Origin of the sequence: Luteibacter sp. NPDC031894 (genome assembly GCF_050273135.1) — a bacterium.
Classification (GTDB): domain Bacteria; phylum Pseudomonadota; class Gammaproteobacteria; order Xanthomonadales; family Rhodanobacteraceae; genus Luteibacter.
In genome coordinates this window covers 346,499-367,673 of sequence record NZ_JBNNMV010000003.1, presented here as the reverse complement: position 1 = coordinate 367,673, position 21,175 = coordinate 346,499, and the positions used below count along the sequence as shown (strand labels likewise).

Genomic DNA, 21,175 nt, shown 5'->3' with positions numbered 1-21,175 from the left:
ATGCGCCGGCTACTCGTTTTCGTTTCGCTCCTCGTCACCACGCTCGTCGCCCAGGCCCATGACGACATGGCCGGCATGGCGATGGGCCACGAAGCGCCGCTGGGCTTCGACGCAACCATCGATACGGCGGGGCGACTGTGGGTTGTCGACACCGTGGGCCAACACGTTCGCGCCCGGCGCTCCGATGACATGGGCCGCAGCTTCGCCACGTCCACCATCGTCAACCCCGTCGGCGAGCCGCTGTACGCCGAGGGTGAGAACCGCCCGAAGATCGCCCTGGGAACGAAGGGCGAGCTGTATGTGAGCTGGTCGCAACCGCGCAAGCTGCCCTGGACCGGCTTCGTCCGCTTCTCGCGCTCGCTCGACGGCGGCACGCACTTCGATCCGCCGAAAACGGTACATACCGACCGCGCGGAGATCACCCATCGCTTCGATTCCCTCGCCGTGGACGGAAAGGGCAACGTGATCGTCGCGTGGATCGACAAGCGCGACGTCGAAGCCGCGAAGGCGGCGGGTAAGGCGTATCTCGGTGCAGCCACCTACTACAGCTGGTCGACCGACCGCGGGGCGACCTTTGCGCCGGAGCGCAAGATCATCGACGAAAGCTGCGAGTGCTGCCGCATTGCGCTGGCCCGGGCGCCGGACGGGCGCATCGATGCGTTCTTCCGCGCGATCTACGGCGACAACATCCGCGACCATGCCTTCGCCACGCTCCCCGTCGGTGGCGGATCGCCGACGGTCGAGCGGGCCACGTTCACCCAGTGGCACATCGAGGGGTGCCCGCACCATGGCCCCGGTCTGGCCATCGATGGCGAGGGTACCCGACATGCCGTCTGGTTCAGTGCCGCCGACGGCAAGGCGACGATCTGGTACGGCCAACTCCAGCCGGGGCACGAGCCGGCGCATCTCGCGTCGGTTGCGGGCGCCGGAGCGGCGCACGCCGATCTTGCCGTGGACGGCAAGCATGTCTGGATCGCCTACCACCAGGTCTCGGCCAAGGGACTGGACCTCATGCTGCGCGAATCGACGGACGGCGGCAGCACGTTCCTCGAACCGCGAGCCATCGCGCATACCGACGGCGCGTCCGGCTGGCCGAAACTCGTGCTGTGGCGTCACCGCGCTTTCGTCGCCTGGAATCCCGGCGGACAGTTCCGCCTCGTGCCGACGGAGGCGCTGTGATGCGCTGTCTCACCTTCACCCTCGCGACGCTCCTGGCGATGGTGGCCTTGCCGGCCGCCGCCACCGCGCCGGTGGCCCTTACCGCGGGCGATGTCCCGAGCCTGGTCGCGCCGCCCGCGAAGGGCGTCAAGCTGATCGCGATCTGGTCGCTGGATTGCGCGTATTGCGAGGAGAACCTTTCCGCCCTCCTCGCTTACCAGCGCGCGCATGCCGACATCGAACTCGTCTTCGTCGCCACGGATCCCGTCGATCAGGCCGGCGCGCTGGAAGCGCGCCTGAAGGCGGCCAAGCTGGACACCGTTCCTTCCCGCGCCTATGCCGATGCGACGCCGGACCGGCTGAATTTCCTCGTCGATCCCGCATGGGGCGGCGAGACGCCGCGGACGATGGTGATCAAGGCCGACGGCACCCGCCGAGCCTTCAGCGGCGCACTAACCGCCGAGCGCATCGCGAAGCTGCTGAACTGAGGCGAGCCTCAGGCTTCGACGGGTTGCGGGTGCGGGAAGCGCACGCTCGCGATGCGATTCGCGCCCGGGAGGGAGCGCAGTTCCAGGGGCCACTCGAAACGATCCGATAGCCGCCGCGCAATCGCGAGGTCGAAGCCATGGCGGTCGACGGCCGCGTGACGGCGACTGCCCGCCTCGGGTGTATCCAATGCGGGATTGATCACGCTGACGCTGCCCGGCATCACCGTGACGACAATGGTCCCCTGGTCCGTCTGCTGCAGGGCATGGCGGATGAGCTGCCCGCAGAGCACGGCGAATACGCGCGGGGACGCGTGCAAGGCGAAGCTCGCCGGCTCGTCCAGCACCAGTTCCACCGGCCGTCCCGCGATCAGTTCGCGCGCATAGTCCACTTCCTGGCGAAGCACCGTGTTCACCACGAAGTCTTCCTCGGCCAGACCCTGGTCCGACTCGCGCGACAGGATGAGGAAGGCCTCAACCAACGCTTCGAGCTCGCGAGTGGACCGGCGGATGCGTTCCAGCGACCGGTAGCCGACGTCCGACAGATCGGTCTCGTCGGCCAGCATGTCCGAGGACATCTTGATGACCGTCAGCGGACTGCGCAATTCGTGGCTCGCATCGCGGGTGAAATTGCGTTCGCGCTCGCCGTAGCCTTCGATACGGCTGGCCAATCCGTGCAGGCCGCGGATCAAGGCGGACACATCGTTATCCGAACGTTTCCCGCTCTCGCGATCCAGTCCGGCCATGTCGGGACGCTCGGGATCCCAGTCGTCCAGCAGGCGCGCGAGCGCGGCCACCGGGAGCCACTCCCGGGACACGGCGATCCACGCCAGCCCGCCAGAGCACAGCATGATGGCGATGGCCGCACCCAACGGCGCCACGTTGTTCGCCGCCATCAACGAGGCGGTGATCATGACGACCGTCTGTAGTGCGAAGACCACGGCGACACGCACGCGGAAGGATCCGCGACGACGCCGACTGTCCTGCGTTGAACTGCCTTCCATCGATCAGACCCGGTGCGACTCCTGCCTCATGCCGTCTGCGACGCGGCGACTTCGGAATCGAGGTCCGCCAGACGATAACCGGCGGAATGGATGGTATGCAGCAGCGGACGATCGAACGGCTTGTCGATCACGCGACGCAGGTTGTACAGGTGAGAGCGCAAGGTGTCCGAATCGGGCAGCGTATCGCCCCAGATTTCGCGCTCGATATCGCGCCGGCTGACCACCCGCGGCGACTCGCGCATGAGGATCGCCAGCAGCTTCAGTCCGATCGGCGACACCGTGAGTTCCTGGCCGCCGCGCGTGAGGCGCAGCGTGGCCGTGTCGAGGGTCATGTCACCCACGTTGAGAACCTCGGAGGACACCTGGCGGCGGTCGCGGCGGATCAGCGCGCGCAGGCGAGCTTCGAGCTCGCGCACCTCGAACGGCTTGACGAGGTAGTCATCGGCACCGGCTTCCAGGCCGACCAGCTTGTCTTCCAGGGTGTCCCGCGCGGTGAGCATGAGCACCGGCGTGGACTTCTTGCCGTCCTTGCGGAGCTTGCGGCACACGTCCAGTCCGTCCATGCCCGGCAGCATGAGGTCGAGGACGATCACGTCATAGCTGTTCGAAACGGCGAGGTGCAGGCCGCTGACGCCATCGGCGGCATAGTCCACCGAATAGCCCCGGCGTTCCAGGAACTCGCCGACCATCTCGGCGATCTGGCGGTTGTCCTCTACGAGAAGGATCAGTCCCGCCTGTTCGTCGCGTGTGCTCATCGCTCCACTCCTCTGGTGATTCACAAATGTGAAGAGTTAACGGCCGGGCCGGTGAGAGCAACGTGAAGACCGAAAACAAGATTCATTGTGCGGACGAGAACGTCGAGACAGCGTCGTCTAACGCAGCATCGGACTAAGCGCTTTCCACACGTTCTCCGCCACGCGAGGCTCACCCGAAGCTTTCGGATGCAGGCCGTCGTCCTGCATCAGGGACGGGTCCAGGGCCACTCCTTCCAACAGGAAAGGCACGAGCGCCGCCCCGTGCTTCCGTGCCGCGTCGGCGTACACCTTGCGCAAGCCGTCGCGGTACTGCGGGCCGTAGTTCACCGGGAGCTCGATGCCCAGCAACAGCACCTTCGCGCCGGCCTTCGTCGCCGCGCCGATCATCGCGTCGAGGTTCTCGGCCAGTTGGCCCAACGGCAGGCCCTGCAGCCCGTCGTTCGCCCCGAGTTCGATGACGACCACGCCGGGGCGCTGCTTCGCCAGCAGGCCGGGGAGGCGGTTGCGGCCACTCAGGGACGTCTCGCCGCTGATGCTGGCATTGACCATCGCCCATGGCGTCGCCATCTTCGAGGTGCGCGCGTCCAGCAAACGCACCCAGCCGGCCTCCACCGGAATGTTGTGCGCCGCCGACAACGAGTCCCCGAGCACCAGCACCTTGCGCGGCCCATCCGCCGCGGAGGCGATGGCGCACCAGACGAACAGCAACAGGACCAGGCAACGACGCATGAGCGATTCTTCCCGTGTTCTTCTCGAAGTGGCGGATGTTAGCAAGTCGGTTTTCGGTCCGGAGGGCCGGCTGGACATCCTCTCGGGGGTGAACCTCCAGGTCGCGGCCGGGGAAAGCTTCGCCATCGTGGGCGCTTCCGGTTCCGGGAAGACGACCCTCCTCGGACTGCTGGCCGGGCTCGACGTTCCCACCTCGGGAGCCATCCGCCTCGATGGCCAGGGGCTCGAGGGCATGGACGAAGAGGCCCGCGCGGCCATCCGGCGCCGCCTCGTCGGTTTCGTCTTCCAGTCCTTCCACCTCCTGCCGGCGCTGACCGCCGAAGAGAACGTCATGCTTCCGCTGGAACTGGAGGGCGACGACACGGCGCGCGAGCGCGCCCACGCGGCGCTCGATTCGGTCGGCCTCGGTGCCCGCCGCCGGCACTATCCGGCCCAGCTTTCGGGCGGTGAGCAGCAGCGTGTGGCGTTGGCCCGTGCCTTCGTGCACCGCCCCCGCATCCTCTTCGCCGACGAACCCACGGGCAATCTCGACCAGCACACCGGCGAGCACGTCGGCGACCTGCTCTTCGAGATGAACCAGCAACACGCCACCACCCTGATCCTCGTCACCCACGACGCCCGTCTGGCGGCGCGTTGCGCGCGCTCGGCGGAGCTGCACGAAGGCCGGCTCGGGGTGCCGGCGTGAACGTCCTCCGGCTCGCCCTGCGCACGCTCCGGCGCGAGTGGCACCTGGTCGAACTGCGCACCCTGGCGGCGTCGCTGGTGCTGGCGGTCATTGCGCTCGGTGTCGTCGCCACCCTGTCCACCCGCATCGAGCGCGGCATCCTCGCCAGCGCCGCCGAATTGATCGGCGGCGACCTCGGCGTCTCCGCGCCGGCGCCCTTGCCGGAACCAATGCTGCGCTCTGCCCAGACCGACGGACTCGCCGCGACGCGCGGTGCCGCATTCCGCAGCGTGGCCTTCGTGGGCGAACGCAGCCAGTTGCTCGACGTGCTCGCCACCGACGGTGCCTATCCCCTGCGCGGCACGCTGGAGGTCCGCGGAGCGGACGGGCGCGATCGCGTCGCGCACGGCCCCGCGCGCGGCCAGGTCTTCCTCGACCATCGCGCCATGGTCGGTCTCGGGATACGTGCGGGGCAGACCATCCAGGTCGGCGGTCGCGACCTCACCGTCGCCGCCGAACTCCTGCGCCAGCCCGACGGCGGCGAACTCTTCGCACTCGCGCCGCGCGCGCTGATGAACCTGGACGATGCCAGCGATGCGGGCCTGCTCTCGGTGGGCAGCCGCGCGCGGCATCGCCTGCTTGTCTCCGGTCCGCCGGCCGCCGTCGCGGCATGGCGGGCTCGCGTCGAAGGAAGCGCCTTGCCCGCGGGCGCCGATCTCATCACTCCGGAAAAGATGCAGGAGCGCATGCGCACGGCGTTCGACCGCGCCAGCGCGTTCCTGCGCCTGACCGCACTGCTTTCGGCCCTGCTCGCCGGCGTCGCCATCGCGCTCGCCTCGGCGCGCTATGCGCGCCGCAAGGCCGGCGAGGTCGCCCTGCTGCGCGCCCTGGGCACGCCGAGGCGACGCGTGGCCGCGCTGCTCGTGACGACGCTGGCGGCGCTCGCGTTGCCGGCCGCAGCGCTCGGCATGGCGATCGCGCTCGGCCTTGCCCAAGGCGCGTGGTACTTCGCCCGCCAGCTGTTCGACAACATCCCCACCACCCTTCCGCTCGGACCCGCGTTCGCGGCCGCGGCGATGGGCCTGGCGGTGCTCGCCGGTTTCGCACTGCCGCCGTTGGTGCGTCTGGCCGAAGTGCCGCCGGTGGCGGTATTCCGCGAATCGATGCAGCGCCGCGTGCGCCGCTTCGACGTGCTCTACCTCGTGCCACTGGTAACCGCGGTGCTGCTTGTCTGGGTGCAGAGCGACTCGGCGAAACTGGCCGGCATCCTGGCCGCGACGCTCGCCGGTGTGGCGGTCGTGGCGGCGCTCCTCTCGGCGCTGCTGCTGGTGATCGCGCGACGCGTGGCGCCCGGTGCGCACCCTGCCCTGCGCCTCGGTCTCGCGGCACTGGCCCGCCGGCGTGGCCTCTCGCTCGTGCAGGCGACGGCGCTCTCGCTGGGGCTTTGCGCCCTCCTGCTGCTCGCGGTGATCGCACCGTCGCTGCTGGAAGGCTGGCGCCGCGAGCTTCCCGTCGACACGCCCAACTGGTTCGCGCTCAACTTGCAGGACGACCAGCGCGACGCCTTCACGCATGCGTTGGAGGGCATGGGGGCGACACGCACGAACATGATGCCGCTTGCTGTCGGCAAGCTCACCGCGATCAACGGGAAGCCGATCGACAGCATAGCCTTTACCAACGAGGACGCGAAGGACTCGGCGGACCGTCAGCTACGCTTGTCATGGGCCGCTGAATTGCCACCGTCGAACGAAGTCGTGCAAGGCACGTGGGCTGGGCCAGCGCCTGCTCAGGCGGAAGTGTCCGTCGACACCTCATGGCGCGACCGCTACCAGTTGAAGATCGGCGACACGCTCAGCTTCGAAGTCGGCGAAGGCACGCTCGACGCGAAGGTGAGCAGCGTCCGCAAGGTCGACTGGAGTTCGTTCCGCGTGAACTTCTTCCTCATGCTCGACCCCGCGCACGCGGATAGCCTGCCGCATACCTGGCTTACGAGCTTTTACCTGCCGCGCGGCCATGCCGACCAACTGGCGAAGGTGTCCCGCGACTTCGGCAACCTGAGCCTGATCGACGTCGACGCGCTGCTCGACCGCGTGCGCGAGATCGTGGACCGCGTGGGCGGCGCCGTGCGCTGGGTGCTCGGCTTCAGCCTCCTCGCCGGCGCGCTCGTGCTCGCCGCGGCGCTCGCGGCCAGCGCGCAGGAGCGGCGCAAGGAGGCGGCGCTCCTGCGCACGCTCGGCGCGACGCGCGCGCAACTGCGCGCGGCGGCAGCATGCGAATTCGCCTTGCTCGGTCTGGTTGCGGGCCTGACCGCCGCGCTCGGGGCGACAGGCGCGGGACTGTGGCTGGGCAATGCGGTATTTCGCATCGAACATTTCGTGCCACCGATTTGGCCGCTCATTGGCGCCGCGGCGCTTGCCGCGCTCGTCGTGATGGCGATCGGCCTGTTCGGCACGCGGAAGGTGGTGCGAACCTCGCCGATGGCATTGTTGCGGGAAGGATGAGGAAACGTACAAGGGAATCGCACTCAGGCCGCGTTGCACGCGGCCGTTTCCTCGGCATAGGTCGGGAAGTCGATGAAGCCGAGCTCGCCGTTTCGCGTGTAATAGACCGACCGATCGGCAACAGCCAACGGCCAGCCCTTTTCGAGGCGCTCGACCAGGTCGGGGTTTGCAATATACGGCCGGCCGAAGGCGATCAGGTCGACGAGTCCGGTGTCGAGCGATGCTTGCGCGGTCTCGCGGTCGGCGAACCCGCCGCACCAGATGAACGCGCCTGGGAACGATGCCCGTGCCTTGGCGAGCATCGCGTGGTCGAGGTGGCGAGCTTCGAACGTGGCCGATTCCATGTTTCCATCAGGCAGCAGCTCGTACAGCAGGTGCACATAAGCGGCGCCGCGGCGGCCGAGCTGCTCGACGACGTACAGGAACGTTTCTTCGGTCAACGGGTCGTTCGGCATCGAACCGTACTTGCCGAACGGGGACAGCCTGACCCCGACGCGCCCCGGTCCGAACTCGGCGACGACCGCGTCGACGATCTCCATCAGGAAGCGCGTACGGTTCTCAAGGGTCGAGCCGCCGTACTGATCGGTGCGCGTGTTGAGCGCCGAGTTCATGAACTGCTCGATCAGATAGCCGTTGGCGGCGTGGATCTCGACTCCGTCGAAGCCCGCCTTGCGCGCATTGGCAGCCGCCTTGGCGAACGTGGCCACCATGGCGGTCACCTCACCTGTGCCGAGCGCCCGAGGCTTATCCGCCGCCATGAACCTGAGGCGCCCGTCCGGACCATGCGCGAACACCTCCGAGCCGACTGCCTGCTGATCGGTGGAACTCACCGGTGCCTGACCGTTCGGCAGCAGCGACGAGTGAGCGAGGCGGCCGACGTGCCACAGCTGCATGAAGATCGTCCCGCCCTTGGCATGGACGCGTTCGGTCACCGGTCGCCACGCCTTTATCTGCGCTTCCGAATGGATGCCGGGAATCCTCGCGTAGCCGTGGCTGGACTGATCGATGTCATTGGCTTCCGAGATGATCAAGCCGGTACTGGCGCGCTGCTCGTAATAGGTGGCGACCATCGCGTTCGGTAAGTCGCCATCGGTCGGCAGGTCGCCTTCCGTCGTCCGGGTGCGGGTCATCGGCGGCATGACGACGCGGTTCCTGAGCTTGATTGGGCCGAGATCAAACGGGGCAAACAGGGATGCCATGGGATAGCTCCAGCGAGCAATTAGTGTTAGAACCGAGAATAATGCCGGCTAGCTCGTGTGATTAGCCGCCTCAAGATCCACTCACTGTTGCGTCAAGAGCTATAAAAACCCATGGAAGCGCACTTCGACGGTATCGCCGAATTCGTGGCGGTCGCCCAGCGGGGCAGCTTCACGGCGGCCGCGACGGACATCGGGATAACCAAGTCCGCGGTGGGTAGAGCGGTGACCCGGCTCGAGACCCGCCTGGGCACCAAGTTGATGCATCGGACGACGCGCCGCCTCACCCTGACTCCCGCCGGCGAGGCCTGGCTCGAGCATTGCGTGGCCGCGCTCGAAGAGCTCAAGCGTGGCGAGTCCGCCCTCACGCTCGCCCGCAACATGCCCGGCGGCGAGGTGCGCATCGATTTGCCCACCGCTTATGGCCGCCTGCACATCATGCCGGTGCTCCTCGATGTAGCGAAGCGCTACCCGGCACTCGGACTGAATGTCAGCTTCACCGATCGGCGGGTCGACCTGATCGGCGAAAATATCGATATTGCGGTGCGGATCGGAAACCTCGACGACTCAGCCGATCTGCACGCGCGTCAGATCGGCGTCCAACACATGGTGATCGTCGCCGCTCCGAGCTATCTGGTAGCGCGCGGCGTCCCCCAGTCCCCCGACGAACTCGCCGACCATGATTGTGTCGCCGGCCGTCGGCAGGGAAATCGCATCGCCTGGCTCATGAAGCAGCAGGACGGTTCAACCTCCCGCCAGGTTGTCCCGGTCAAGCATGAGCTGCAGGATTTCGAAATGGTGCTGATGGCCGTCCGTGCTGGACTCGGCCTGACGCAACTGCCGTTTTGGATGGTGCAGGACGACGTTCGCCGAGGAGCGCTCCAGATCGTCCTCGACGGGCGGTCCGGCGGCGAATGGCCCATCAACGTGCTATGGCCGCGCACCAAGGCGCTGCCGGCAAAGGTCAGGGTGATTATCGACGGTTTGGTTGGATGGGCCAACGAATCGTGACGTAGCTTTCGCCGCTACCCGCGCGGTGCGGGACCGCTCAGCCCTCCGCCAGCATCTCCAGCGACATCACGATCGCATCCTCGCGCCCGCCGCGCGCCGGGTAGTACGACGGCCTGCGTCCGATTTCCGTGAAGCCCAGGGAGTCGTACAGCGCCTTCGCCACGGGATTGGACGGACGCACTTCGAGGAAGATGCGTTCGGCGCCATACCAGCGCGCGAGGTCGAGCAGGCGGCGCATCATCCGCCGGCCGTAGCCGAGCCCGCGATGCGCGTCGCCGATGCAGACGTTGAGCACGTGCGCCTCCCCGGCGGCGACGGAAAGGATGCCGTAGCCCGCGATCTCGCCTTCGTGGACGATCACCCAGCAGTTGTGGCCGGCCTGCAGGCAATCGCGGAAGATGCCCGCGCTCCAGGGAAACTCGTAGGACGCGTGCTCGATCGCCACGACGGCATCGAGGTCTTCGCGGCGCATGGCGCGTACTTCCGTGGCGGGGCGAGCGACGGCGACCATCGACTCAGACCCCGCGTAGCGTGGGTCCGAGGGCGCGCAATCCGTTCCAAAGGCGCCGCTTTGCCGCTGGATCCGCAAGGATCTCCGCAGGCGTGTCCACGAGCACGATCTGCGCGGCGCTCATCACCGCGGAGGGGAGGTCGCGCCCGAGCGCCCTTGCCTGGGCTTCGCCGAATACGAGGTAGGCCCGGGCGACCGGAACCTGGCCCAGCCCACGGTCGCCCGCTTCCAGTCGTGGCGCACGACCAGTGGCCGGTCCATAAGCGCGGAGCGCACGTCCGACGAGTTCCAGTTCGCGCTCGCTCGCGCCGGCGGGAAGCACCACGACGCATGCCGCCTGACCGGCGGCCACCGCGTCGTTGGCCGGCGCCATATCCGGCGGCGGCGCCTCAGGGCCCGTACGCAGCCGCCAGGGCGTGACGCCCATGACCCTGAGCAGGCGCTGGCGGCGGTCGGTCGCGGCAGCCATCGGCGTTACTCCGCCACCTTGGCCCGGCGCGCACGACGACGGCGCGTGGCGCGGCCCCACAAGGTCATCACCGGGCCGGACACGGTATAGATCACCGCGACAGCGAACAGCACGCGTGCCGTATCGACGAGCAGGAGGACCACGATCAGCACGGCCGCGATCAGCCAGATGAAGGGGACGCGGTCGCCCTTCGGCCAGGCCTTAAAGCTGAAATAGCGCACGTTGCTGACCATGAGCAGGCCGGCGATGATCGCCAGCGGCATGGCGAAGAACGCCACCGTCGGCCCGGGGATGTCGAACTTCTCCATCGTCCAGACGAAGGACATGCACAGGCCCGCGGCCGCCGGACTGGCCAGCCCCTGGAAGTAACGCTTGTCGGCGACGCCGACCTGGGTATTGAAGCGGGCGAGGCGCAGCGCCGCGCACACCGCGTAAATGAACGCCGCCGCCCAACCGATCTTGCCCCAGACCGGACCGTAGGCCGCCAGCGACGAGAGCGCCCACGTATACATGACGAGCGCGGGCGCCAAGCCGAAACTGACCAGGTCCGAGAGCGAGTCGTATTGGACGCCGAACTCGCTCTGCGTATTCGTCAGGCGCGCGACTCGCCCATCCATGCCGTCCAGGATGCCCGCCACGAAGACGGCCAGGGCCGCGACCGCGTAATGCCCGTTGATGGCGGACACGATCGCGTAAAACCCGGCGAACATGGCGCCCGTCGTGAACAGGTTGGGAAGCAGGTAGATGCCGCGATGACGCGGCGCCCGGACTTGGATCGGATCGCTCATGGGCCATTCCGTGACATGGGCGGCCAGTGTAGCTTAGGCGCCGTGAAGCGTCAGTCCGGGGGGCCTTGCCGGAACCGCGACCTGGGTCCCTTGCACGGGCTCGTGGGCGGTGATACTTCTTCTCGACACTCCTTTCCGCAGGTTGGCCCGCATGCGTCGTATCGTCACCCTCGCCGTCCTCCTTGCGGCCTGTCCTCTCGCGCTTGCCCAGGCCTACAAGTGGAAGGACGCCCAGGGCGTCACGCACTACGCGGATTCGCCGCCGCCTGCGGGAACGAAATACGACAAGGTGAAGACCACCGGCACCGTGGTCCCGCCGGCGGGACCGGCTGCCCCGGCCCCCGCCGCGAAAGAACCGCCGAAAGCGACGGCCGCCGCACCGACGTCCGACACCCCTGAAAACCGCAAGAAACTCTGCACGACCCTCCAGTCGAACATGGACGTCCTGACGAAGCAGCAGCAGGTGTCGGTCGACGATGGCAAGGGAGGCCAGGTCCCGCTCGACGACGCTGGCCGTAAACGTCAGGTCGAAACCACGCAAGCCCAGATGACCCTCTACTGCAAATAGGCCAGCCTTGGTCGGGCAGTCCGGGGAATCCGCCTATAATCCCGCTTTTACCGTCCGGACCGCTCGCCGATGCGCCTCAGCAAGTTCCACCTCGCCACCGCCAAGGAAGTACCCGCCGACGCGGAGATCGCCAGCCACCAGCTGATGCTGCGCGCGGGCATGATCCGCAAACTCGCCTCCGGCCTGTACACGTGGACGCCGCTGGGCCTGCGCGTGATGCGCAAGGTCGAGAACGTGGTCCGCGAGGAGATGGTCCGCGCGGGAGCCGTCGAAATGCTCATGCCGTCCGTGCAGCCCCGCGAACTGTGGGAAGAAACCGGTCGCTGGGAGAAATTCGGCGGCCAGCTGTTGAAGATGAAGGATCGCAAGGAGCAGGACTACTGCTACGGCCCCACGCACGAGGAGGTCGTGACCGACTTCGCGCGTAACGAGCTGAAGAGCTACAAGCAGCTCCCGCTCAACGTGTTCCAGATCCAGACCAAGTTCCGCGACGAGATCCGCCCCCGCTTCGGCGTGATGCGCGCGCGCGAGTTCCTCATGAAGGACGCGTACTCCTTCCACCTGACGCCCGAGTCACTGGGGGACACGTACGACGTGATGTACGGCGCGTATTCGCGCATCTTCACCCGCCTCGGACTGGCATTCCGCGCGGTGGACGCGGACACCGGCGCCATCGGCGGCAGCGCCAGCCATGAGTTCCAGGTGCTGGCGGATGCTGGCGAAGATGCCCTCGCCTTCTCCGACGCTTCGTCCTATGCGGCCAATATCGAGAAAGCCGAGGCGCTCCCGCCCGCGGGCGAGCGGCCCGCTCCCACGGCGACGCTCGCCCGCGTCGACACGCCGACCCAGCGCACGATCGAAGAGGTCAGCGCGTTCCTCGGTGTGCCCGCCTCGCAGGTGGTGAAAACGATCCTTGTCCGTGGCCACGAAGGCCTCGTGGCCCTCTGCCTGCGCGGCGATCACGAGATCAACGAGGTGAAGGTCGTGCACCTCCCTGAAATGCCTGACGAGTCCGAACTGGCCAGCGAGACGGACATCGTCGCCGCCACCGGCACGCGCCCCGGTTTCATCGGCCCTGTCGGCCTGCCCGAATCGATCCCGGTGATCGTCGACCGCAGCGCCGCCGTGCTCGCCGACTTCGTCTGCGGCGGCAACCAGGACGGCACGCATTACACCGGCGCGAACTGGCAGCGCGACGCACGCATCTCCCGCATTGCGGACATCCGCAAGGTGGTGGACGGCGATGCGTCGCCCGACGGTAAGGGCACCATCCGTCTGGGTCGCGGCATCGAAGTCGGCCACATCTTCCAGCTCGGCCAGAAGTATGCCGAAGCCATGGGCGCGGGCGTGCTCGACGACCAGGGCAAGATGCGCACGATGTACATGGGCTGCTACGGCATCGGTGTCAGCCGCATCGTCGCGGCCGCCATCGAACAGCGCCACGATGCTTCCGGGATCATCTGGCCCGAAGCCATGGCGCCGTGGCGCGTGGCCGTGTGCGTCATCAATCCGAAGAACGACGCTGTCGTGGCCGAGGCCGCGGAATCGCTTTACCAAGCGCTTTCGCAAGCCGGCATCGACACCGTGCTGGACGACCGCGGCCTTCGTCCCGGACCGATGTTCGCGGACATGGAACTGATCGGCATTCCGCACCGCGTGGTGGTCAGCGGCCGCGGCCTCGAGGCCGGTACGTTCGAGTACCGCGGCCGCACCGACGCCGAAGCCCGCAACGTCACCCGCGATGAACTTTTCGCCCTGCTAGGTTGATTCGATGCATGGTGGGCATTGCGCTGATGCCGTCATTAGCGCAATGCCTTGTCCGATTAACCTGATAACTACGTCGGGATTAACAGGTAATCCTGCGGCGGGCTGACATCCATTCGCGGATTGGGTCACAATCGCCATTCGCACGCGTCTTAATGCGCGCCCTGGATCGACACCACGATCCATATTGAAAGTGACCGGAGATGCCAATGGCCGTCGATATAAAGAACCTCAACCACACCCAGCTGAACGAGCTGATCGCCAAGGCGCAGGTCCGGCAGAACGAACTGCGCAAGGAAAAGGTCGCGAAGCTTCGTGAAAAGGTCAATGCGCTGATCAAGGCCGAAGGATTCACCTTCGACGACGTCTTTGGAACACGCGCACCGAAGAGCCGCCGCACAGCCGCTCCCGTCGCCGCCAAATACCGCAATCCCGCCAATGCCGAGCAGACCTGGTCCGGTCGCGGCAAGCGCCCGAATTGGTTCAACGATGCATTGAAGGCCGGAAAGAAAGAGAAAGACCTGCTCGCCTGAGCAGTAGGCCTACCACCCCGGCGAAAGCCGGGGTTTTCGAAGACTCCGAGTGAGGCCGCGATCGCGCCTTCGACACCAAAGCCGGCGGGAGGTTTTCCTGGACATACCAGGGATACCACTCGCCGAAAATGTGAACCATGCAGGTTGGTGATCCCGGATTGTCCTTCCCTGTCGGCGCCGGAAACGGCACGGTTAGCGGCAGCTCTCGGTGATGGGCGTCACGCCCTTTGATCAGTGCGATGGCGGGAGCCAACGCTTTTCCATCCGTCGCTGCCGGTTGCGCTAGTGGCTGGTCGGCATGTGAAACTCGCCCCGGTATTCCGCTTCTGGTTCCAACGCCATGGATCTGCGGCGGACGTCCAGATTGCCAGGATCCTCTACAGGCAACATTTCGACCTTTCCGTCCATAGCCTTCACCTGAGTCCCATAGAGCTGGGGCTTGCCATCCGCGAGTCTCACCCGGTCGACGAGCATGGCGTATAGCGAACGAGGAAGTTCGCCACGCTCCAATAGGGATTTGGCCAGCTCCAGCGCATGTTTCTGGAATTCGCGATCCGCATCGGCATGCTGCGCGAGCAAGAAAGTCGCTGTGACGCCGCTCCTGCCTACCATCGCAACCGTCGGAAAACCGTACTTCGCGAAGATGGCCTTCAACGCCTCCAGGTTATGGCGGTCGACGTCCTGGATCTTTTTCCAGGATGGCGAATCCGGTTTCATCGCGGCTTTGAAATAGTCGCTCCTTGCCGCCTGGTCGGCAGCGGCCATGTCGGACAGTTGTTTCCGAAGCGGAAGGTTCGACAATTCCCTCGCGGGAGCGGAAAGCCGAGGAATGGCGTTTGCGCTGTCCAGCGACTGGCCGGCATCGACACGCGCCTGAACCGCCTTGAGGTAGTCCTGCAGCAATGGCAAGCCAGTGAAGTCCCTGGCCCTATTGGCTTCCAATTCCGGCGTAGGGGGCCACGGCACCACTCTGCCGCCGTCGAGCTTCAACAGCGTGCCGAATGGCTGGTGTCCGCCGTGAGCGGCCTCGATGTCGTCATCTAAGCGCGCAAACGCCAGACCATCGATATCGACGCTTATCCGATTGCCGATGATCTGCTTTAAAGCCACCTGCAGCGGATAGTCCGCCGTCGCGAAACGAGCCAGGTCGCCGGCTGCATCCACGCCGTCCCTGCCCGCCGCTGTCACCGTGGGCCAACCGCCTTGCAACATGAGGTCGCGGAATGCCGCCAGTTGCTTCGTATCGAGCGAGCCGTCCGCGGCCGCTCGCTGGCGGACCAGCGAGTCGTGCAGCTTTTGATCAAAGTGGCCGGCGCTGTTCACCCTGATGTCGTAGTGCGGTTGCGACTGCGCCAGGACCGTGGCCGTGCCACAAGCGAATACACCCACGACCGTCGCTATCCATAAGCTGCTTCGCATGAGATTCCTGCCGGAAGCGAATGCTGTCGCGACAGTGAATCGGTGACGAAAACTTGTCAAGCGCTCACAACGACCGGCGCGGCGCCACGATCAGGTCCCCGAACAGCAGGCCGGCCACTAGCGACACCAGCAAGGTGATACCTAGCAGCCCGGTGTCCATGCCGAGCGACGCGTCCCGGTCGAGCAGGTACGACACGCTGCGGAAGCTTACCGAGCCGGGCACCAGCAGGATGATCCCCGGCTCCCGCACCACGGCGCCGGGCATGTGCGCGTAGCGCGCGTACACGTTGCTGAGCGAGCCGAGCAGCAGGCCTCCGACGAACACGCCGAAGGGTGCGCCAGGTAAGGAGCCTGAGATGCTGCCGCCCCATGCGGTGGCGAGGTAGCCAATGATCACCGATGCCATCACCACGAGCCACGTACTTCGCGCGGCGCGGAAGAGGATGGCGAAGGAAAAGGCACCGAGGATCAGCGAGGGCCAGTCCGCCCAGGCCGGCAGCGGCGGCAAGGCGTAATTGCGCGGCACGATGCCGAACGCTTCGCACAGCTGGCTGGCGGCGACGGTGCCGAAGGTGAGCTTGAGCAAGGTCGCCACTGCCCCACCCATGCGCGCCACGCCGGCGACGAGGTGCTGGCTGGAGATCTCGCGAACGGCGGTCGTAAGCGCCATGCCCGGCAGCAGCACGATAAGGCTGCCGAGGATCACGGACTTCACCGCCAGCGGCACGACGTACGCGCTGACGATGGTGGCGATAGCGGTCGCCACCATGGCGCTGATGGCGTCGCTCGCCGCGCCGAGCCGCGGGCGGCTGGCGGAGGCGACGGTGATGACGCCGATGATCACGCCGATGACACCGGCCGTGACGAGGTCGGGCCACGCGCTATGCAGCAGCAATGCCACGACGCTGGCCGCGCAGAGTCCGTAGCTGGCGATGACGCCGAGCTGTGCGCGAAAGGTATCCGGTGCTCCCAGCTTGCGCAGGAGGTGGAAACCCTCGCGCAATTCCATCTCGCCATCGATCACGGCATCGGCGATGCGATCGGCTTCGCACAGACGTGCGAGGTTCACGTCGCCCGGTGGCAGGCGCATTACCTGGGTGACCTGGGCGACGCTCTCCTCGCCCTGGCCCAGATCGGCGAAGGAGACGATGATCGCCGTGGGGCTGGACCAGACTTCCGCCGACAAACCGAGTCGCTGTGCCGAACGGCCAATGGCCGTTTCGAGGCGAGGTGCCGTGGTGCCGTACTGATGGAGCCGGCGTGCCAGCTCGGTCAGGAAGGCGATGCGGGTGTTGATCGCCGTGGTGGCGAAGCTCACCGGTACCGCCAACGGCGCGGCTTCAGCCAACGTCCACCGCCTTCACGCGCAGGGTCGTGCCGTCGATGCCCACGACCTCCACGGCCGCGCCCAGGGGAAGGTCCGGTCCGTTGACCAGCCAGGTGCCGTCGCCGACCTTCGCTTTGCCACGGCCATTGACGATGGCCTCGCACAGCACGTAGCGCTGGCCGACGAGCTGCTCGCCGCGACGGTTGAGGCGCTCGTTACCGGCGGGCACGCGGTCCAGCCTCGGACGCACCAGTTTCCAGTACGCGAAGCAGGAAACGAAGGCGAAGGCCGCGAAAACGATGGCCTGTGCCAGAGCGCCCATGTCGGGCACGATCAGCAGGACGACGCCCATGGCGGCCGCGGCGATGCCGATCCAGAGCATGAAGTAACCGGGAAGGATCACCTCGCCGCCGATGAGGAGCAGCGCGACGATCCACCAGAGATAGTGCGTGGCGACCTGTTCCATGGCGTCAGCGCGGCAGAGGCGGGTTACGTACGGCCGTGGTGTCCGGGCCGCGCTGCTGCTGGGATGCCAGCGACTCCTTCGCCAGTTCCGCGATGCCGGCGAGCGAGCCGAGGATGCCCGTGGCCTCCATGGGCAGGAGCAACGTCTTCTGGTTCGGCGACTTCGCCATCTCCTTCAGCGCCTCCACGTAGTTGTTGGCGACGAAGTAGTTCAGCGCGTTGACGTCGCCGCCGGCGATCGCCTGCGAGACCATCGTCGTGGCCTTGGCTTCGGCCTCGGCGAGGCGCTCGCGCGCCTCGGCTTCGCGGAAGGCGGCTTCCTTTTTGCCTTCCGCCTGGAGGATGGCGGACTGTTTCTCGCCGTCGGCCTTGAGGATGGCCGCCTGCCGGAAACCTTCCGCGTCGAGGATGTTCGCGCGCTTCTCGCGCTCGGCCTTCATCTGCCTGGCCATCGCGTCGACGAGATCGCGCGGCGGTGAGATGTCCTTGATCTCGATGCGGGTGACCTTGACGCCCCAGGGGTGCGTGGCCTCGTCGATCACGCCCAGCAGCTTCGCATTGATGGCATCGCGCTGGCTCAGGCTCTCGTCGAGGTCCATGGAGCCCAGCACGGTGCGGATGTTGGTCATGATGAGGGCGAGCGCCGCGCCTTCGAGGTTCGCCACTTCATAGGCCGCCTTCGCGGCATCCAGCACCTGGTAGAACACCACGCCGTCGACACGGACCACGGCGTTGTCCTTGGTGATGACGTCTTGCGAGGGGACGTCGAGCACCTGTTCCATCATGTTCATCTTGCGGCCGATCGCATAGACGAACGGAATGAGGAAATGCAGGCCGGGCGCCAGCGTGCCCGTGTACTTGCCGAACATCTCCACCGTCCACTCGTAGCCCTGCGGCACGATGCGGATGAGCTTGGCCAGCACGATGACGGCCACCACCACGACGACCAGCGCAACGATACTTCCCATGGCCTGACTCCCCTCTCCCGATATGTAAGCAGGAGTATAGGCGAAGCGCCTCAGTGCAGACCGACAGGCAGGACCAGGGTGACGCGCAGGCCGCCGCCGTCGCGGTTGGCCAGGGCGATGCGCCCGCCGTGCGCCTCGGAAATCTCGCGCGCGAGGGCCAGTCCGAGCCCCGTGCCGGAGCGCTTGGTGGAATAGAACGGCAGCAGCGCCTGGGCCAGCACGACCTCGCTCATGCCGGGCCCACGGTCCGCTACCTCGATAAGCATGTCGCGGCCGACGTGGTGCACGGCGAGGCATACTTCCCCCGGATCGCCGCCGGCCTCGTGCGCGTTCTTGATCAGGTTGATCAGCACCTGTTCCACCTGGGTCGGATCGAACCAGCCGTGATGCTTGGGCACCGGCGCGGCGAGGCGGAACTGCGCGTGCAAGGCCAACGCCTCGAGGAAGGTCTCCCAATCCACTTCCCTGGACTGCGGCGTGGGCAGCTTGGCAAAGCTGGCGTATCCGGCAATGAAGCTGTGCAGGTGCTTCGCCCGGTCGCCGATCGAGGCGAACACTCCCGGAAGGCGGGCCAGGTCCCCGCGTCGGGCCAGCTCCGCGCCCGAGTGGGACAGCGACGAGATGGGCGCCAGCGAATTGTTGAGCTCGTGGCTGATGACCCGGATCACCCGCTTCCAGGTATGCACTTCCTGCCGTGAGAGTTCGCGCGTCATACGCCGATAGAGCTGGAGGCGATGTGGCCGGCCTTGCAGGCGGAAACCGCGCTGGGACAGATGGAAGGTTTCCTCGCTGCCCTCCATTTCCACCGAGAAGAGCGCATCTTCACCGCCCTTCGCCGCCTCCCGGAGGTTTTCCGGCATGTCGGCGAGGACCTCAGTGAAGTCCAACCCCGCCAGTGCGCGACCTTCGTTGAACAGGTGGCGCGCGGCGATGTTGGCGTAGGTGATCTTGCCCGACGCATCGGTCAGCACCAGGGCCACCGGCGTGTTCTGTACGACAGTATCGAGAAGGAGCTCGCGCTGGGCGAGGTGCTGGCGCTGGTCGCGCAAGGTCTGGCCCAGCGCGTTGTGCATGCGGATCAGATCGCCCAGTTCATCGCGGCGGGACGTGCCGATGGACATGCTGAAGTCGCCGTCACGGTAGCTGGCCACGGCGCTTTCGAGCGCGCGCATGAGCCGGCGCAGCGGTTCCACCAGCGCGTGGGCGATCCATGCCGACAGCGGCAGGAGCACGAGCAGGCAGATGACGAGGGCCGTGCCGCCGTCGAAGCTTTCGATCGCCGGCGCCGGCGGCAGCTTGCTTGCCTTGTCCGGCACGGTGCGCATCCACGCCAGCAACTGCGGGAACGGCCAGACGGAAACGCCGGCGAACACCAGCGCCCCGACGATGGCGGATCCGGCGACCACCAGCGTCATCCGTCCTTCGAGCGAAAGGGTCTTCATGGTGGCGAACGTATCAGACCGCCAGCCCGTAGCGCTCCATGCGCCGGTACAGCGCCTGTCGTGAAAGGCCCAGGTTGCTCGCCGCGCGACTGACCACGCCGCCGGCCGAGGCCAGCGCGGCCTCCACCGATTCCCGGCTCGGCTCGTCCAGGTTCCGCGCCACGTTCGGCGTGGGCGGCGGCAGGTTGAGGTGGGACGGTTCGATCCGTCCGTCGGCTGCCAGCAGCGCTGCGCGCGCGATGGCGTTCTTCAGCTCGCGCACGTTGCCCGGCCATGAGTGCGCCAGCAAGGCTTCGCGCGCGTCTTCCGTGAGCGACGCCTTCCCGTCCAGGAAGAACTCGGCCAGCGGCAGGATGTCGTCGCAACGCTCCGACAAGGGCGGCAGGTTCACGTCGATCACGTTGAGGCGGTAGTAGAGGTCTTCGCGGAAGGTGCCTGCGGCGATCATCGCCTTGAGATCGGCATTCGTGGCGCTGACGACGCGCACCTTGGCGTGCCGCGTGCGACCGGAACCGAGCCGTTCGAACTGCCCGGTTTCCAGCACGCGCAGCAATTTCATCTGCCCAGGCAGCGGAAGGTTGCCGATCTCGTCGAGGAACAGCGTGCCGCCGTCGGCCATCTCGAATCGGCCCTCACGCGCCTTGTTCGCGCCGGTGTACGCGCCCGCCTCCGCGCCGAACAGCTCCGCTTCGATCAGTTCACCGGGCAACGCGCCGCAATTCACCGCTACGAACGGCCCGCGGCGCACCGCGGAGTTCGCGTGGACGATGGCGGCGATGCGTTCCTTACCCGCGCCGTTCGGGCCGGTGATGAGCACCGGCACGTCGGATCGCGCGACCTGGCAGGCCAGTTCGATCGTCCGGCTCATGGCTTCCGAGGCGAAGACCAGGCCGTCGAGTTCGTAGCGGCTCTCGAGGGCCTCGCGACGGCGACGCCGCTCGACCCGGGCCCGGGTCACTTCACGCGTGGATTCGGACAGCTCGAGGAGGTTTTCCACCGTCGCGAGCAGCTTGGTGTCGTCCCACGGCTTGCCGAGGTAATCGGCGGCGCCGGCTTTCACCAGCTCCACGGCGGCTTCCAGGTGCGTCCAGGCCGTCAGCAGGATCACCGGCAGGTCGGAGTGGCGGGCACGAATCGCCTTGAAGAGGGCGGCGCCCTCCTCGCCCGAGGTGGTGTCGGCCGTGAAGTTCATGTCCTGGATGACGACGTCCACGCGCTCGCGCGCGAGGACAGCCAAGCCGTCCTCGGGCGTGAACGCGACAAGCGGCCGGATGTCACGCAGGCTGAGGGCAAGCGAGAGGGCCTCGCCCACCGCGGGGTTGTCGTCGATGATCAGTACGCAGCGCATCTGGTCTCTTCGCATGCAGCCATGGATGCCTCCCCCGGCGAAAAGGTTGCCTCCCCGCCGGCACATTTTT

Annotated in this window: 21 protein-coding genes; 8 read left to right on the top strand and 13 right to left on the bottom strand. The window is 66.8% G+C overall.

All coding sequences use genetic code 11. The features are described 5' to 3' along the window. Positions 1-1,179 carry a sialidase family protein gene (locus ACQKIE_RS11630; protein ID WP_427459173.1) on the top strand — a complete coding sequence of 393 codons (1,179 nt, stop codon included), beginning with the start codon at positions 1-3 and terminating at the stop codon, positions 1,177-1,179. Then, positions 1,179-1,646 (top strand): TlpA family protein disulfide reductase, encoded by a 468-nt coding sequence (locus tag ACQKIE_RS11625; protein WP_427459171.1) that lies wholly within the window; start codon positions 1,179-1,181, stop codon positions 1,644-1,646. Before ACQKIE_RS11630 ends, ACQKIE_RS11625 begins: the two co-directional genes overlap by 1 nt. Positions 1,647-1,654: 8 nt before the next feature. On the opposite strand, the gene ACQKIE_RS11620 is transcribed toward ACQKIE_RS11625, so the two are convergent. The 3 genes from ACQKIE_RS11620 to ACQKIE_RS11610 form a co-directional block, all read right to left on the bottom strand. Beyond that, positions 1,655-2,647, bottom strand: a complete 993-nt coding sequence (locus ACQKIE_RS11620) for a sensor histidine kinase (protein WP_427459169.1) — start codon at positions 2,645-2,647, stop codon at positions 1,655-1,657. A 26-nt stretch (positions 2,648-2,673) separates the two neighbouring features. Next, complete coding sequence (locus ACQKIE_RS11615) at positions 2,674-3,402, bottom strand: response regulator transcription factor (RefSeq protein ID WP_029213612.1); 729 nt, start codon at positions 3,400-3,402, stop codon at positions 2,674-2,676. 117 nt (positions 3,403-3,519) lie between these two features. Then, a complete protein-coding gene (locus tag ACQKIE_RS11610; RefSeq protein ID WP_427459166.1) occupies positions 3,520-4,131 on the bottom strand; it encodes an arylesterase in 612 nt (203 codons plus the stop codon). Between ACQKIE_RS11610 and ACQKIE_RS11605 the strand changes: the two genes are divergently transcribed. Both ACQKIE_RS11605 and ACQKIE_RS11600 read left to right on the top strand, forming a co-directional pair. Next, entirely contained in the window at positions 4,130-4,816 is a 687-nt protein-coding gene (locus ACQKIE_RS11605; protein WP_427459164.1) for an ABC transporter ATP-binding protein, read from the top strand. The two genes, ACQKIE_RS11610 and ACQKIE_RS11605, sit on opposite strands and share 2 nt — an antisense overlap. Beyond that, entirely contained in the window at positions 4,813-7,296 is a 2,484-nt protein-coding gene (locus ACQKIE_RS11600; protein ID WP_427459162.1) for an ABC transporter permease, read from the top strand. The genes ACQKIE_RS11605 and ACQKIE_RS11600 overlap by 4 nt, the downstream gene beginning before the upstream one ends. 23 nt (positions 7,297-7,319) lie before the next feature. Here the strand turns inward: ACQKIE_RS11600 and ACQKIE_RS11595 are convergent, their stop codons facing one another. Then, entirely contained in the window at positions 7,320-8,495 is a 1,176-nt protein-coding gene (locus ACQKIE_RS11595; protein ID WP_427459160.1) for an alkene reductase, read from the bottom strand. 111 nt (positions 8,496-8,606) lie between these two features. Between ACQKIE_RS11595 and ACQKIE_RS11590 the strand changes: the two genes are divergently transcribed. Continuing rightward, complete coding sequence (locus ACQKIE_RS11590; protein WP_427459158.1) at positions 8,607-9,503, top strand: LysR family transcriptional regulator; 897 nt, start codon at positions 8,607-8,609, stop codon at positions 9,501-9,503. A gap of 37 nt (positions 9,504-9,540) precedes the next feature. Here ACQKIE_RS11590 and rimI read toward each other — a convergent pair whose 3' ends face one another. Genes rimI through pssA form a run of 3 tightly spaced genes read right to left on the bottom strand, consistent with a single transcriptional unit; the run spans position 9,541 to position 11,271 of the window. Continuing rightward, positions 9,541-10,014 carry a ribosomal protein S18-alanine N-acetyltransferase gene (rimI, locus tag ACQKIE_RS11585; RefSeq protein WP_427459156.1) on the bottom strand — a complete coding sequence of 158 codons (474 nt, stop codon included), beginning with the start codon at positions 10,012-10,014 and terminating at the stop codon, positions 9,541-9,543. Positions 10,015-10,018: 4 nt separating this feature from the next. Next, positions 10,019-10,483 carry a hypothetical protein gene (locus tag ACQKIE_RS11580; protein WP_427459154.1) on the bottom strand — a complete coding sequence of 155 codons (465 nt, stop codon included), beginning with the start codon at positions 10,481-10,483 and terminating at the stop codon, positions 10,019-10,021. Positions 10,484-10,488: 5 nt separating this feature from the next. After that, on the bottom strand, positions 10,489-11,271 hold the full coding sequence (gene pssA / locus ACQKIE_RS11575; RefSeq protein ID WP_427459152.1) for a CDP-diacylglycerol--serine O-phosphatidyltransferase: 783 nt from the start codon (positions 11,269-11,271) through the stop codon (positions 10,489-10,491). A gap of 151 nt (positions 11,272-11,422) precedes the next feature. On the opposite strand from pssA, the gene ACQKIE_RS11570 reads away from it, so the two are divergent. From ACQKIE_RS11570 to ACQKIE_RS11560, 3 genes are all read left to right on the top strand, one after another. Then, positions 11,423-11,839 (top strand): DUF4124 domain-containing protein, encoded by a 417-nt coding sequence (locus ACQKIE_RS11570; RefSeq protein ID WP_427459150.1) that lies wholly within the window; start codon positions 11,423-11,425, stop codon positions 11,837-11,839. A gap of 69 nt (positions 11,840-11,908) precedes the next feature. Next, positions 11,909-13,606, top strand: coding sequence for a proline--tRNA ligase (locus ACQKIE_RS11565; protein WP_427459148.1), 1,698 nt, complete (start codon positions 11,909-11,911; stop codon positions 13,604-13,606). Between the two features lie 206 nt (positions 13,607-13,812). After that, positions 13,813-14,136, top strand: coding sequence for an H-NS family nucleoid-associated regulatory protein (locus tag ACQKIE_RS11560; protein WP_427459146.1), 324 nt, complete (start codon positions 13,813-13,815; stop codon positions 14,134-14,136). Between the two features lie 282 nt (positions 14,137-14,418). Here the strand turns inward: ACQKIE_RS11560 and ACQKIE_RS11555 are convergent, their stop codons facing one another. The 6 genes from ACQKIE_RS11555 to ACQKIE_RS11530 all read right to left on the bottom strand — a co-directional run bounded on the left by ACQKIE_RS11555 (position 14,419) and on the right by ACQKIE_RS11530 (position 21,105). Then, positions 14,419-15,555, bottom strand: coding sequence for a DUF6624 domain-containing protein (locus ACQKIE_RS11555; RefSeq protein ID WP_427459144.1), 1,137 nt, complete (start codon positions 15,553-15,555; stop codon positions 14,419-14,421). 64 nt (positions 15,556-15,619) lie between these two features. Further along, positions 15,620-16,903 carry a threonine/serine ThrE exporter family protein gene (locus ACQKIE_RS11550; protein ID WP_427459142.1) on the bottom strand — a complete coding sequence of 428 codons (1,284 nt, stop codon included), beginning with the start codon at positions 16,901-16,903 and terminating at the stop codon, positions 15,620-15,622. Next, positions 16,896-17,348 carry an NfeD family protein gene (locus tag ACQKIE_RS11545; RefSeq protein ID WP_427459140.1) on the bottom strand — a complete coding sequence of 151 codons (453 nt, stop codon included), beginning with the start codon at positions 17,346-17,348 and terminating at the stop codon, positions 16,896-16,898. Before ACQKIE_RS11545 ends, ACQKIE_RS11550 begins: the two co-directional genes overlap by 8 nt. Before the next feature lie 4 nt (positions 17,349-17,352). Further along, entirely contained in the window at positions 17,353-18,315 is a 963-nt protein-coding gene (locus ACQKIE_RS11540) for an SPFH domain-containing protein (RefSeq protein ID WP_427459138.1), read from the bottom strand. A gap of 50 nt (positions 18,316-18,365) precedes the next feature. Next, positions 18,366-19,757, bottom strand: coding sequence for a sensor histidine kinase (locus ACQKIE_RS11535; protein WP_427459136.1), 1,392 nt, complete (start codon positions 19,755-19,757; stop codon positions 18,366-18,368). A 13-nt stretch (positions 19,758-19,770) separates the two neighbouring features. Continuing rightward, positions 19,771-21,105, bottom strand: coding sequence for a sigma-54-dependent transcriptional regulator (locus tag ACQKIE_RS11530; RefSeq protein ID WP_427459134.1), 1,335 nt, complete (start codon positions 21,103-21,105; stop codon positions 19,771-19,773). Positions 21,106-21,175: the final 70 nt, after the last annotated feature.